Annotated in this window: 12 protein-coding genes; 6 read left to right on the plus strand and 6 right to left on the minus strand. The window is 53.0% G+C overall.

Annotated features, from left to right (window positions below; genetic code table 11):
* Positions 1-508 precede the first annotated feature (508 nt).
* The 4 genes from dnaA to gyrB all read left to right on the plus strand — a co-directional run bounded on the left by dnaA (position 509) and on the right by gyrB (position 6,710).
* The gene (gene dnaA, locus AS19_RS00005; RefSeq protein WP_011587299.1) at positions 509-1,933 is read left to right on the plus strand and encodes a chromosomal replication initiator protein DnaA; all 1,425 of its coding nucleotides are present in this window, start codon (positions 509-511) and stop codon (positions 1,931-1,933) included.
* 52 nt (positions 1,934-1,985) lie between these two features.
* Complete coding sequence (gene dnaN / locus AS19_RS00010) at positions 1,986-3,086, plus strand: DNA polymerase III subunit beta (protein WP_035459709.1); 1,101 nt, start codon at positions 1,986-1,988, stop codon at positions 3,084-3,086.
* Between the two features lie 87 nt (positions 3,087-3,173).
* Positions 3,174-4,283 (plus strand): DNA replication/repair protein RecF, encoded by a 1,110-nt coding sequence (gene recF / locus AS19_RS00015; RefSeq protein ID WP_041704514.1) that lies wholly within the window; start codon positions 3,174-3,176, stop codon positions 4,281-4,283.
* A gap of 9 nt (positions 4,284-4,292) precedes the next feature.
* Positions 4,293-6,710, plus strand: coding sequence for a DNA topoisomerase (ATP-hydrolyzing) subunit B (gene gyrB, locus AS19_RS00020; RefSeq protein WP_011587302.1), 2,418 nt, complete (start codon positions 4,293-4,295; stop codon positions 6,708-6,710).
* A 94-nt stretch (positions 6,711-6,804) separates the two neighbouring features.
* Here the strand turns inward: gyrB and AS19_RS00025 are convergent, their stop codons facing one another.
* The 5 genes from AS19_RS00025 to glyQ form a co-directional block, all read right to left on the minus strand.
* Positions 6,805-7,161, minus strand: coding sequence for an H-NS family nucleoid-associated regulatory protein (locus AS19_RS00025; RefSeq protein WP_011587303.1), 357 nt, complete (start codon positions 7,159-7,161; stop codon positions 6,805-6,807).
* A gap of 152 nt (positions 7,162-7,313) precedes the next feature.
* Positions 7,314-8,042, minus strand: coding sequence for a 1-acyl-sn-glycerol-3-phosphate acyltransferase (locus AS19_RS00030; protein ID WP_011587304.1), 729 nt, complete (start codon positions 8,040-8,042; stop codon positions 7,314-7,316).
* Positions 8,039-8,587: a D-glycero-beta-D-manno-heptose 1,7-bisphosphate 7-phosphatase gene (gene gmhB / locus AS19_RS00035; protein WP_046961588.1), complete on the minus strand. Its 549-nt coding sequence runs from the start codon at positions 8,585-8,587 to the stop codon at positions 8,039-8,041. The genes AS19_RS00030 and gmhB overlap by 4 nt, the downstream gene beginning before the upstream one ends.
* A gap of 118 nt (positions 8,588-8,705) precedes the next feature.
* On the minus strand, positions 8,706-10,778 hold the full coding sequence (glyS, locus tag AS19_RS00040; RefSeq protein WP_011587306.1) for a glycine--tRNA ligase subunit beta: 2,073 nt from the start codon (positions 10,776-10,778) through the stop codon (positions 8,706-8,708).
* Positions 10,778-11,782 carry a glycine--tRNA ligase subunit alpha gene (gene glyQ / locus AS19_RS00045; RefSeq protein WP_011587307.1) on the minus strand — a complete coding sequence of 335 codons (1,005 nt, stop codon included), beginning with the start codon at positions 11,780-11,782 and terminating at the stop codon, positions 10,778-10,780. The genes glyS and glyQ overlap by 1 nt, the downstream gene beginning before the upstream one ends.
* A gap of 161 nt (positions 11,783-11,943) precedes the next feature.
* Here glyQ and AS19_RS00050 point away from each other — a divergent pair, with 161 nt between their 5' ends.
* On the plus strand, positions 11,944-12,522 hold the full coding sequence (locus AS19_RS00050; RefSeq protein ID WP_011587308.1) for a DNA-3-methyladenine glycosylase I: 579 nt from the start codon (positions 11,944-11,946) through the stop codon (positions 12,520-12,522).
* A 148-nt stretch (positions 12,523-12,670) separates the two neighbouring features.
* On the opposite strand, the gene AS19_RS00055 is transcribed toward AS19_RS00050, so the two are convergent.
* On the minus strand, positions 12,671-13,447 hold the full coding sequence (locus AS19_RS00055) for an ATP-binding protein (protein ID WP_011587309.1): 777 nt from the start codon (positions 13,445-13,447) through the stop codon (positions 12,671-12,673).
* Positions 13,448-13,603: 156 nt separating this feature from the next.
* On the opposite strand from AS19_RS00055, the gene AS19_RS00060 reads away from it, so the two are divergent.
* On the plus strand, positions 13,604-13,939 hold the full coding sequence (locus AS19_RS00060) for a hypothetical protein (protein ID WP_050731490.1): 336 nt from the start codon (positions 13,604-13,606) through the stop codon (positions 13,937-13,939).
* Positions 13,940-13,942 lie beyond the last annotated feature (3 nt).

Here is a 13,942-nt window from a genome sequence, read left to right on the forward strand (position 1 = left end):
GGCGTCTTCCCCATGGATTAGACAGCGATTAGAAGGGCGGCAAGTCTAGGGAACCAATGGGGCTGTGTCAACGTGCTTTTTTTCCTGCTCTTTGGAAGAAAAGAAATGGCTGTTAATAGATTTTATATATTTAAGTATTTATTGATTGTAGTAGTAATTATAGGCTTCGGCGTTTTCTGTGTGTAAGTGCTATATATTTATATTAATCAATATGTTGCGGTTTTTATAACTTGCGTATTAACCCGTTAGAGCTATGGGGGGCGTGTGTGGATGAGTTGTCATTAAATGTGGATATAAGTTGTTCGTGTAGTTATCCACCGGGTTGCACTGTGCTTCGCTAACAGGGTTGTAAGCCTAGTTATCCACAGGGGGGCGTTGTTAAAAAAAGCCCTGTATCCTGTGGATAGGTGGGTGTCTGTAGGGGTAGAATGTTCGATTAGATTGGCCTTTGTGTCCTAGTAAAGGGCCCTTATGGCGAGTAATACATTGGATAACACAAGGCGGGTGCGTGTCTGAAGAGCTCTGGCAACGCTGTTTGACGCGGCTGGAAGATGAGTTGCCGTCGCAGCAGTTCAATATGTGGATACGGCCGCTTCAAGTTGCTGCGTCTGCAGATGGTGCGGAGCTAACATTGTTTGCCCCTAACCGTTTTGTGGTGGATTGGGTTCGTGACAAGTACCTAGATCGCATTAGCGAGGTTCTAGGGGAGATGCAGTCAGGCCCCCTTCCCCAATTGCGTTTGGAGGTAGGGTCTACCCGTGCCAGCACGCCTGCAGCATCGTACTTCAATGGTTCCTCCTCCTCCTCTAGTAATGGGCCGATAACGACGCCTGCCGCGGCTCCAGCGCCCCGTCAGCCTGAGTCTGATAGCCGACCGCAACCCACTTCGTTGGGTGGAGCTCGTAAGCACCGCAGCAACCTTAATACAGGCTTTACTTTCTCAACCTTCGTTGAGGGTAAATCCAATCGTATGGCAGCGGCGGCAGCGCAGCAGGTAGCCGAAAACCCGGCCAGTCATGGCTATAACCCTTTGCTTTTGTATGGTGGTGTGGGGCTGGGTAAAACTCACCTGATGCATGCGGTCGGCAATGAGTTGTTGCGACGCAACCCCAATGCCAAGGTGGTCTATCTGCACAGTGAACGGTTTGTAGCAGATATGATTTCTGCCTTACGTAACAAGACCATTAACGAGTTTAAGCGGTTTTATCGTTCTGTGGATGCTCTGCTGATTGATGATATTCAATTTTTTGCAGGAAAAGAGCAGTCCCAGGAGGAGTTTTTTCACACCTTCAATGCGTTACTGGAAAATGGGCAACAGATCATTCTCACCTGCGACAAGTTTCCTAAAGAGGTGGATGGCCTAGAGGAGCGTCTGAAGAGCCGTTTTGGTTGGGGGTTGTCTCAGCCGATGGAGCCGCCGGAATTGGAAACGCGAGTGGCGATTCTTAAGAAAAAAGCCGAAGAAGCCAAGGTGGATCTGCCGAATGATGCGGCCTTCTTTATTGCCCAGCGGATTCGTTCAAACGTGCGGGAGCTAGAAGGCGCATTGCGTCGGGTGATTGCTCACGTTCGCTTTACCGGTGCGCAGATTGATATCGGCCTGATCAAGGAAGCGCTGAAGGATTTGATTGCACTGCAGGCGCGACAGATCAGTATTGATAATATTCAGCGCATCGTAGCCGAATACTACAAAATTAAGATTAATGATCTTTTGTCTCCGCGACGCACACGTTCCGTGGCGCGGCCCCGGCAAGTTGCTATGGCGTTGTCGAAAGAGTTGACCAGCCACAGCTTGCCGGAAATTGGTGAGAATTTTGGTGGCCGGGATCACACTACGGTACTGCACGCCTGTCGCAAAGTACTGGAGTTGCGGGAATCCAATCCGGAAATTGAAGAAGATTATCTGAATCTGTTACGGACATTGACGTCCTAATCGGGGTGGCTCTGTGGCGAGCAAGACCCAATAACCAGAACGGGAAAGCGCGATGAAATTCTCAATCAATAGAGAACAGCTGCTCAAGCCGCTACAGCAGGTTGCGGCAGTGGTGGAGAAGCGGCAGACCTTGCCGGTACTGTCCAATGTGTTATTGGAAGTGGGTGATGGCCAGCTATCTATGACCGGGACAGACCTAGAGCTGGAGTTGGTCGCCCGTTTGCCACTTGAGGGCGAGCTTGAGCCTGGCGAAACCACCGTGCCGGCCCGTAAGCTGGTAGACATTGCCAAGAGCTTGCCGGCGGAGGCGGATATCCGTTTTGAGGTGGATGGTGAGCGCATGCTGGTTCGTTCTGGCCGTAGCCGCTTTACTCTGTCCACCCTGCCGGCCTCCGAATTCCCGAATCTGGAAGAAGATGCCGCTGGCAGTAGCCTTGAGATTAAGCCGGATGTGTTGCGTGGTCTGATTGATCGAACAGCGTTTTCTATGGCTCAGCAAGATGTGCGCTATTACCTGAACGGGATGCTTTTTGAACTTAAGTCTGGCCGTTTGCGTGCGGTGGCTACCGATGGCCACCGACTGGCCCTGTGCGATGCAGAACTGGATGTGCCAGTGGAAGAGGCGTCGGTTATTCTGCCGCGCAAAGGGGTGATGGAACTATCGAGAATCCTTGGGGATAGCGGTGAAGTTGCACGCCTGACCATTGGTCGTAATCATGTGCGCATCGTGGTCGGAGCGATCACTTTCACGTCCAAGTTAGTTGATGGTAAGTTTCCGGAATATGACCGAGTAATCCCGAAGGAAGGATCCCGTAAGGTGGTGGCTGACCGTGAGACCCTGCGCCAAGCGTTGGCTCGGGTGGCGATCCTTTCTAACGAAAAGTACCGTGGTGTGCGGGTGCAGTTGTCTGAGGGTAGTTTGCGGATTGTGGCTAACAACCCAGAGCAGGAAGAAGCGGAAGAAGAAGTGTCCGTAGATTTTAATGGCTCGCCCTTGGAGATTGGTTTCAATGTCAGCTATCTGTTGGACGTGCTGAATACTATGGGTGGCACGCAGGCGGAATTGGAGATGGGTGATAGCAATAGCAGTGCCCTGGTTTTTGATCCTGAGAGTAAGGCAGCCGTGTATGTGGTTATGCCGATGCGCCTCTGAGTATGTATTGTCTTGCCGGGGTGGTCTCCATCGTCGCCCCGTTGATGTTCTTCCCCTCCCCTTTTTTTGACCGCTGTTGTCTTTCCTATGCTTAGCCGTCTCCAGTTAAGCAATTTCCGTAACTACGGCACCGCTGAAGTGGATCTGTCTTCGTCCCTGAATGTGATCCTTGGGGATAATGGCAGCGGCAAAACCAGTTTGCTGGAAGCGATTTATTTTATCGGTAGTGGCGGTCGTTCCTTTCGTGGTGGTCGTTTGTCGCGGTTAGTGCGTGATGGTGCTGAGGCCGCCACCTTGTACGCTGAAGTGGTTGGTGTTCAAGATGTACACCGTATCGGGATTCGCCGTACGCCTGGGGGGATTGATGCAATCAAGTTGGACGGTCAGACCCCCAAAGCGCTGAGTGAAGTGGCTGTTCTGTTGCCGGTATTAGCGCTGCACCCTACTTCGGTTGAGTTGGTTTTTGGTGCATCTCAGCTGCGTCGCCGGTTCATGGACTGGGGAATGTTCCACGTGGAACATCAGTTTATGCCAGTGTGGCGCGCGGGATCCGCCGCGCTAAAGCAGCGCAACGCGCTGCTGCGAGCCGGCAATCCAAACCTGCGCGAACTGGGCTTTTGGAATCAGCAACTGTCGCAGACTTCTGATAGAATTGAAGGGTTGCGCAGAGGCTATCTGAATGCACTGCAGCGTGGTCTTGATGAGGCCTTAACGGTACTGGCACCGGAGCTAAAAATACGCCTTAGGTTGCAAACAGGGCTCCATAAGGGTGAGTCCTATGCCCAAGCATTGTCGCGTCTTCAGTCTGATGACTTGCGGCGCGGTTTTAGCCAGGCTGGGTTCCACCGCAGTGATATCCGTATAGAGAGCCACGGCGTTGTCGCCCGCGATCGTTTATCTCGCGGGCAGGCGAAATTGGTCGCTTATGGGCTGGTCTTGGCTCAGCTGCCCATGATTAGTCAGTCAGGTAAGGTTTGCACCCTGCTGGTGGATGATCTGGCGGCTGAATTGGACGAAGAGCATCGTAATCAATTGCTTGGCTATCTTGCCACAACGGGCCACCAGACATTGATTACTGCGCTGGATATGCCCCAATGGGCTGCCATCGTTAATGATAATGACGCATTACAGTCGGTCGAGAACAAAATGTTCCACGTGGAACATGGAAAGCTGCGATCCCTCACCGAGAGCAAATAAGGAAATACCATGGCGGAGAAAAAATACGATTCATCCAGCATTAAGGTGCTGAAAGGATTGGATGCCGTACGTAAACGTCCAGGCATGTATATCGGTGATACGGATGATGGCACAGGCCTGCACCACATGGTGTTTGAGGTCGTAGATAACTCCATCGATGAAGCTCTCGCCGGGTTTTGCTCTGAAATCAAAGTGGTTATCCATCCCGATGAGTCCATGTCTATCCAAGATAATGGTCGTGGCATTCCTACCGAAATGCACGAGGAAGAAGGTGTTAGTGCAGCGGAAGTGATCATGACGGTGCTGCACGCTGGTGGTAAATTCGACGATAACACCTACAAGGTGTCCGGTGGCCTTCACGGTGTAGGCGTATCGGTGGTGAATGCTTTGTCAGAAGAGCTGAAACTGACTATTCGCCGTAATGGCCAGGTCCACGAGCAGATTTATAATCACGGGGTGCCAGCAAAACCACTTGAAGTAGTGGGCACGACAGATTCCAGCGGCACCGCGGTGCACTTCCGCCCTTCTCCGGAAACCTTCAGCAATATCAAATTCCATTACGACATTCTTGCCAAGAGACTGCGTGAGCTGAGTTTCCTGAACTCTGGTGTGCGTATTCATCTGATGGATGAGCGTAGCGGTGATGAGGATGTTTTCGAGTATGAAGGTGGCTTAAGCGCCTTTGTTAGCTACCTGAATACCAATAAAACCCCGCTAAATCAGGTATTCCACTTCAATTACGAGCGCGAAGAGGATGGTATTGCGGTAGAAGTGGCCATGCAGTGGAATGATTCCTATCAGGAAAATATCTTCTGCTTTACCAATAATATTCCTCAGCGCGATGGTGGTACTCACCTGGCAGGCTTTCGGGCAGCGCTGACCCGGACCTTGAACAGCTACATGGACAAGGAGGGGTTCCTCAAGAAGGAAAAAGCTAGTCCATCCGGTGATGATGCTCGGGAAGGGCTGACTGCGGTGATTTCCGTGAAAGTGCCGGATCCCAAGTTCTCCAGCCAGACTAAAGATAAGCTGGTGTCCTCCGAGGTGAAAAGCGCTGTAGAGCAAACTATGGGTGATCTCTTCCAGGATTATTTGCTGGAAAACCCAGGTGAAGCACGCAGTATTGTGCAAAAAATCATCGATGCGGCCCGCGCCCGTGACGCGGCTCGTAAAGCCCGTGAGATGACTCGGCGTAAAGGCGCGCTGGATATCGCTGGCCTGCCCGGAAAATTGGCTGATTGCCAGCAGAAAGATCCGGCGTTGTCTGAACTCTACATTGTGGAGGGTGATTCTGCGGGTGGTTCGGCCAAGCAGGGTCGAGACCGCAAGAACCAGGCGATTTTGCCGCTCAAGGGTAAAATTCTGAACGTGGAAAAAGCCCGTTTCGACAAGATGCTGTCTTCTCAGGAAGTGGGCACCCTGATTACGGCTCTGGGCTGTGGTATTGGTCGAGATGAGTACAATATCGAAAAGCTGCGTTACCACCGTATCATCATCATGACGGATGCGGACGTGGATGGCTCACACATTCGTACCCTGCTGCTCACCTTCTTCTTCCGTCAGCTCCCTGAGCTGATTGAGCGCGGTTACGTCTACATTGCTCAACCGCCGTTGTACAAGGTGAAGAAAGGCAAGCAAGAGACCTACCTTAAAGATGATCCGGCCATGGAGGAGTATTTAACCACCTTGGCACTGGATAAAACCGGCCTGTATCCAGGCAACGATGCACCACCGATCAGTGGTGAGCCGCTGGCCAAGCTGATTGCTGAATACCGTGGTGTAATGAAAATTGTCGATCGCCAGTCCCGGGTATTCCCGGAAGAAGTACTGGAGCAGATGATTTATATGCCGTCACTCAGCGAAAGCTCATTGAACGACGAAGCTGCCATGATGCAATGGTGTGAGACCTTGGGTAAACGTGTGGATGCGATTACTGATGCGACCCAGACCTTCACTATTACTGCTCAGCGGGACGAGGAGCGGGGTCTGTATCTTCCTCGTGTGCAAGTGCTCGCTCACGGTGTACCCCGCGAATATAAGGTGACACTGGATTTCTTGCAGTCTCCGGACTACCAGAAAATCAAGGCGCTGGGGGAAACCCTTGAAGGCTTGCTGGCTGAGGATGCCTATATTCAACGTGGTGAGTCACAGCGGCCTATCCGTCATTTCGCAGAAGCTCTAGACTGGCTGATGGCCCAGGCTCGTCGTGGCACCAGTTTCCAGCGCTATAAAGGGCTGGGTGAGATGAACGCGGACCAGCTATGGGAAACCACCATGGATCCGGAAAGTCGCCGTATGTTGCAGGTGACCATCGAAGATGCCATCGCAGCGGATCAGATTTTCACCTGCCTGATGGGTGATGATGTAGACCCGCGCCGTCGGTTCATCGAGTCCAACGCGCTTCAGGTATCTAATTTGGATGTGTAAAGAGACGTTGTACGCGTAACGTTACTTGTAGCAGGTATAAAAAAAGCGAACCTTAGGGTTCGCTTTTTTGTGTTGCTGCAGCGTGCGGTAATTTTTATACCGCAAAATCTTCCAGCTTGGCGCCTTTGCTCAGGGCATCCTGCAACCACAGCGGGCGTTTGCCGCGACCGGTCCAGGTATTGCCACTGTTGTTAGGGTCGCGGAATTTTACTTTTGCCGGACGACGAACTCCGGTTTTCTTTTTTGCGGCGTTCTTGCGAGTAGTTTTTTTCTTCTCAGTAGAACTTTTCAGCAGATCCTGTGGAGCGACACCCAAATTTTTGGCCATTTTCTCCAGTACAGCCTGGGCATTTTTCAATTCGGCTTTACGCTTTTTATCTAGCGCGGATTCTGCCTGCTTAATCAGTTTTTCCAGTTCGTCGACAGACAATTGGTCAAGATTAATGCTCATTAAGGTGCCCTTATTTAGATCGTAGAATAACGGCTCAGACTGTAATTATTTTAAAAGGCCTTGGCAATATAAAAGCTATTAAATGGCCCAAGTAACATCTAACCCCAGTTTATCAACCGCTCATACTCATAAAATAGCGAAGGTTGTAAATTTTAGCTTGGGTAATGATCCACTATCCATTGGTGTACTTCAGCGGTTATTTGCTTGGCTTTTTTATTTTCGGTCGAAATGGGGGGGCTTATGCGCAAGGTGATAGTACCTGGATAACGGATCCAGGTTTTTCGTGGCCAGCAATTTCCACTGTTATGGGAAATGGCTATCACGGGTACACCTGCTTGGCTTGCCAGCAAACTGCCGCCGTGGTTGAACTTGCCTAGCGTACCGGGTGGTTGTCGTGTTCCTTCCGGAAAAATGACCACACGCAGGCCGCTCTTGAGGCGTTGTTTGCCTTGGGAAAGAACGGATTTCAGCGCACCATTGCCATCACTTCGGTTGATGCGAATGGGATTAAGCAACGCTAAACCCCAGCCGAAGAAGGGAATCCAAAGGAGTTCCCTTTTCAACACGGTGGCTTGCGGGCTGATGAGTACCTGTAGGTAAAATGTTTCCCAGCTGCTTTGATGGTTAGCGAGAATGACGCAAGGGTCTTCGCTGAGGTGTTCGTGGCCTTCTAACGTTACGGTAATACGGTTTAGCCGCTGGTCGAGCCACATGGCAAAACGAGTCCACTGATTAATAAACCGGTGCCGCGCATGCCGTGGCAGAAATGGGCCGATAAGCACGCATAAGAAACTGTGAAAAATGCCGGTCAGGCTATATAGCACAAAAAAAAGTGCGCTGCGGACCTTGATCGACAGCGACGGTGGAGCGTGCGGGGTCATGCTTTTTCCTTCAAGAGGTGATCTGTAAAGTCAGCGAGGGAATCATAAATAGAAACGGTGCCCAAGGAGTCCGGAAGGCCCTTTTCAAGAGTCTTATTGCCTTTGCCGGTGCGTACCAGTACCGGTAGGCAATGGCGAGCGATTCCCGCTTCAAGATCCCTAAGGCTATCACCAATCAGCGGAGCCCCGGCCACATCGCCATACTCGGTAACAATCTGATCGATAAGACCGGGGAGCGGTTTGCGGCAAGTGCAGCCGTCATCGGGACCGTGGGGGCAGTAGACGATCTTGCCGAGCTTGCCGCCCTGCTCTTCTACTAAGGTGCGAAGTCGCTCATGCATGGCTTCTAACGTGGCTACATCATAGTAGCCGCGGGCGATACCCGATTGGTTCGTCGCCACTGTTACGATATAGCCTGCTTTGCTCAAGCGGGCAATGGCGTCAATGCTGCCGGGGATGGGGATCCACTCGTCCACCGTTTTGATGTAAGCATTGGAGTCTTCGTTGATGACACCGTCACGATCGAGAATAATGATCTTATTCATGAGCGAATATTTATTTCCTCTGCCGCAGAGCGTCGCTGCCAGTAATGTTTCTACGGCAGATTATTATAATAAAGGCCGCTGATTAAGCGGCCTTTATTTAGGTTTTAGCGTATGGCTTTTATTCCTGCAACAAACTGATATCCGCCACATTCAGGAACAGATCCCGCAGGAAGGCGAGCAACGCTAACCGGTTATTACGCACAGCTTCGTCTTCCGCCATCACCATGACGGTGTCAAAAAAGGTGTCTACAGGCTCACGCAGTTGCGCAAGCATTTCCAGCACGCTGGCGTAGTCGCCGGCTTCCAGCAGTTCGTAGGTCTGTTCGAATGCGGCCACGACCATATTGGTCAACGTTTTTTCTGCTTCATCTTCCAGCAAGGCGCCATCGATTTCTTCGGCGGGTGCGGTTTCCAGCTTGGCAAGGATGTTAGAGACGCGCTTGTTGGCAGCCGCTAGTGCTTGCGCTTCGTCACGTTGTTGGAAGGCCGCCACGGCTTTCACCCGACGGTCGAAGTCCAGTGGCTTGCGGCAAGCATCGTCGATGGCCAGCACCGACAAGATCACCGGGGTAGCGATGCCTTGTTCCTGATAAATGGCGCGGTAACGGCCTTTGATGAACTCAAAAGCATCATCCACTTGGGCGGTATCAATACGCTCGCCCAATTGTTCGGCTGCTTTATCCAGTAGCTCACGCAGGTCAAGCGCCAGTTCATGTTCGATGATAATGCGCAGCACGCCCAAGGTAGCGCGACGTAGCGCATAGGGGTCTTTGGTCCCGCTGGGTTTTTGGCCAATACCGAAGATGCCCACCAGGGTATCGATTTTGTCGGCCAAGGAAACAGCCATGCCGGTTTTGCTTTGCGGCAAGGTGTCGCCGGCGAAACGTGGCAGGTACTGTTCATACAAGGCGTTAGCCACCTCTTTCGGCTGACCTTCCCGCTGGGCCAGATAGAAGCCCATGATGCCCTGCATCGTGTCGAATTCGCCGACCATTTCGCTGTTCAGGTCGGCTTTGCTGAGCTTTCCGGCCAGTTTAGCGTTGTCCACGTCGCCACCGATGTTCTCGGCGATCACGGCGGCCAGGCCACCAATGCGTTCGCACTTTTCGGCGACGGTGCCTAGCTGCTGTTGGAATACCACATTGGTCAAGCCTTCGGCGTGCTGTGCCAAAGTGCGCTTACAATCGTTGTCGTAAAAGAAGGCGGCGTCGGCCAAGCGCGGACGGATGACCTTCTCGTTACCGTGGATCACCTGTTGCGGATCCTTGGACTGGATATTGCTGATGGTAATAAAGCGGGGCATCAGCTTGCCGTCGTTATCCAGTACCGAAAAATATTTCTGGTGCTCTTCCATAGCACTGATCAGGGCTTCCTGGGGAACGCGCAGGAAGTCATCATCAAAGCTACCCATGAGTGCCTCGGGCCATTCCACAAGAGCGGTGACTTCGTTGAGCAGGTCTGGATTGATCTGGGCGACCCCGCCGGCTTCTTTGCCGGCCGCCAAGGTCTGTTCTTTAATCATGGCCTTACGGCGGTCAAAATCTGCCAGAACGTGACCGTCGTTTTCGATGCGCTGGGCATATTCGCTGGCAGAGGCCAGTTCGATAGCGCCTGGAGCATGGAAGCGGTGGCCATAGCTGGTGCGGCCAGATTGCAGATCCAGCAGCTCAAACGGAATGACTTCGTCACCAAATAACGCCACCAGCCAATGGGCCGGGCGCACAAACTGCACCTTGCGCTTGCCCCAACGCATGCGTTTGGGGATCGGCAGCTTCTGGATGGACTGGGTGAAAAAGGCGGGGATCAGTTCGGCGGCGCTTTTGCCCTGCTCGGTGATCTGTGCCACTAGGCGCTCACCCTTGCCGGTGTCCTGGCGGCCGAGCTGGTCTACGGTCAGTCCCAGCGAGGCGGCAAAGCCTTGGGCGGCTTTGGTTGGGTTGCCGTCGCTGTCGAAGGCTGCCTGCACCGCAGGGCCCTGGCGCTCGATATCGCGGTCGGCCTGTTTCTCATCCAGATCCCGCACCAGCAAAGCCAGACGGCGAGGGGCGGCAAAACGTTCTACAGCACCGTGGTTCAGGCCAGCTTCATCCAGTTGGCGGACAAATTCATCAGTGAGCGCGGCACTCAGTGAGGCCAGCGCTTTCGGGGGCAGCTCTTCGGTGCCCAATTCAATCAGTAAATCCCGGGACATTATTGCTTCCCCTTTTTCTTTTGGCCGTCTTTCTGGGCCTGCTTGGCGGCCTTGTCATCCTGCTTTTGCAGCTCTGCCATTACTTCCTCGCGAACGGTGTCATCCGCCATGGGGAAGCCCAGCGCACGCCGCTTGTCGAAGTAGGCCTGGGCCACCGCCCGTGCCAGTGTGCGCACACGCAAGATAAAGCGCTGACGCTCGGTGACAGAAATAGCCTTGCGGGCATCCAGCAGGTTAAAGGTATGGGAGGCTTTGAGAACGTACTCGTAGGCCGGCAGCGGTAGGCCCGCGTCAATCAGCTTGGAGGATTCGCCCTCAAACAGGTCGAACTGCTTGAATAGCTCGTCAACATTGGCGTGTTCGAAGTTGAAGGTGGACATTTCCACTTCGTTTTGCAGGAACACATCACCGTAGGTTACCTTGCCGAAGGGGCCATCTGACCACACCAAGTCGTAGACGGAATCCACGCCTTGGATGTACATGGCCAAGCGTTCCAGGCCATAGGTAATTTCACCGGTGACCGGATAACAGTCGATACCGCCCACTTGCTGAAAATAGGTGAACTGGGTGACTTCCATGCCGTTCAGCCACACTTCCCAGCCCAGGCCCCAGGCGCCCAGCGTGGGCGATTCCCAGTTGTCTTCTACGAAACGGATGTCGTGCACCAGTGGATCAAAGCCCAGCATACGCAGCGAGCCCAGATAGAGCTCCTGAATATTGTCTGGCGATGGCTTCAGCACCACCTGGAACTGATAATAGTGCTGTAGCCGGTTCGGGTTTTCCCCGTAGCGACCATCGGTGGGTCGGCGGGAGGGCTGCACATAGGCACTGTTCCAGTTTTCCGGGCCAATGGCGCGCAGGAAAGTGGAGGGGTGGAAAGTCCCCGCGCCTACTTCCATATCCAGCGGCTGCACAACGACACAGCCCTGTTCAGCCCAGTACTGTTGCAGGGCAAGAATAAGGCCCTGAAAGGTCAAAATATCCGTTTGCGGTTGTTCCGCCATGGTGAATCCTGTTATTCGGTAAAGGTATTCCGGTCCCAGATGGTCGCGAGGGATGGCCGCGAAAGGCGCCAAGTATACCGGCCCGGCTCGATAGGTGATACCGGTGGCGGTGGCTTGCTGCCAAGCAGACAATGTCGGGCAGATAAGAGAGAGGAAAAAGAATGAACGAGCGTTGCCCCTGGTGCGGAGATGACCCGCTTTATCAGCATTATCACGACCATGAGTGGGGGGTGCCCAACCATGACGAAGGCAGCCTGTTCGAGTGCTTGAACTTGGAAGGCGCTCAAGCCGGATTGAGTTGGATTACTGTGCTGCGCAAACGCGAGCATTACCGGCGGGTGTTTGATGGTTTCGATGCGGAGAAAATCGCCCGCTATGACGAGCGCAAGGTGGCTGACTTATTGGTGGACTCGGGGATTATACGCAATCGTTTGAAAGTGGCGGCTACTATCGGCAATGCTCAGGCTTATCTGGCTTTGCGAGACAAGGGCCTCACCCTGGATCAGTATCTCTGGGGTTTTGTGGAGGGTAAGTCGCAAATTAATCATTACCGCACCCTGCAAGAGGTGCCCACGACCACGGCGGTGGCGCAAGCCATGAGTAAAGATCTAAAAGAACGTGGTTTCCGGTTTGTCGGTCCCACCATCGTTTATGCTTTCATGCAGGCCACGGGTATGGTGAATGATCATCTTACTAGCTGTCCGAGGCACCGGGATTTGAATCCAGGAGTACAAAGCTGACACGTCACCAGAATGGGTTGTGAATGGATGAGCTTATGCTGTCATGCTTCGGTTTCCGGTGCGCGTGAGCAAGGCCTTTCGATCAACCCATCGCCTGTTGAAGAGCGTGTATCTCCCCTACCCTTCCAACATTTAACGTTTTCTGCGTTTAAAATTCGCCAACAAACTGATTATAAAACTGCCGGGCGGTGCGGCCAGAGCGGACGCCTTTTTCCATAGAAAAACGCCGCGCTCGCACGTGCAGTTGTTCGCGGTCTTGCACCGTGCCGAACAGATGGTCGACGATGTCAAAATACTGGGTTTCGTTGATAGGGTAAAAACTCAGTCCCAGACCGAACCGATCAGACAGGGAGATTTTTTCTTCTACCACATCGCCATGGTGCAACTCTCGATTAACGACCTGGGTTTGCTCGTTGTCTTTCATATATTCAGGCAGCAGGTGGCGTCGGTTGCTGGTGGCATAGATTCGCACATTTTCCGGCGGCAATTCCAGTGACCCTTCCAGCACGCTCTTCAGGTGTTTGTACTGGTTTTCGCCATCTTCGAAAGACAAGTCATCGCAATAAATAATAAACCGCTGACTGCGGTCACGAATATCGTCAACGATATCCGGCAGGTCGTGCAGATCGTCCTTGTCCACTTCGATTACCCGTAATCCGCGTGGGGAATATTCATTGAGCAGGGCTTTGACGATGGAGGACTTGCCGGTGCCGCGGCTGCCCCACAGCAACACATGGTTGCAAGGTTGCCCGGCAAGAAATCGTTCCGTGTTCTGCACCAGTTTGGCTTTTTGGGGGGCAATGCCGAGCAGGTCGTCCAATCGTACCGGGTCCGGATGGGGAACCGGACGCAATGTCTGTGAACGGCCGCGCCAGATGGCCGCTGGGGTATGGCGCCAGTCGATGGATCGATGGGTGGGGTGCATGAAAGGCCTCGCGAACAAGTGAAAAATAAGGACTGCGCGAGTTTAACGCAGGGATCATTTAAACGCAGGCTGCGCTCGAGGCGAACTTTATCTATGCTTGGAGCTCTGAGAAAGCCCATTCACGTGTGTGGTAACGCGCGCGACAAGGAGAGCAATATGAAAGCTGTCGTTCTGGCTGTAACGGGCCTAGCCTTGGTTCTGGCAGGTTGTAGTTCCTCGTACGACAACAATTACCCCATGGGTTTGCCGGAGGACACCCTCACCTGCCCGGATGATCCACCGCAAGTGTGTACACAGGACTATCGCCCAGTATTTGGTTATGACTATCAAGGCGGTATTCTGGGTGAATATTCCAATGCCTGCGTTGCCTGTGCTACCTATGGAGTGGCATACACCTCGCAAAAAAGCGATCCGAATATGCCAGGGCCGGTGTCCAGTCCTACCACTCCGGGCAAAGGTGGAGTGGCGCCTGCTGCGCCGTCGCGTTATTAATTC

The sequence above is a fragment of the Alcanivorax sp. NBRC 101098 genome, assembly GCF_001010505.1.
Lineage (GTDB): Bacteria > Pseudomonadota > Gammaproteobacteria > Pseudomonadales > Alcanivoracaceae > Alcanivorax > Alcanivorax borkumensis.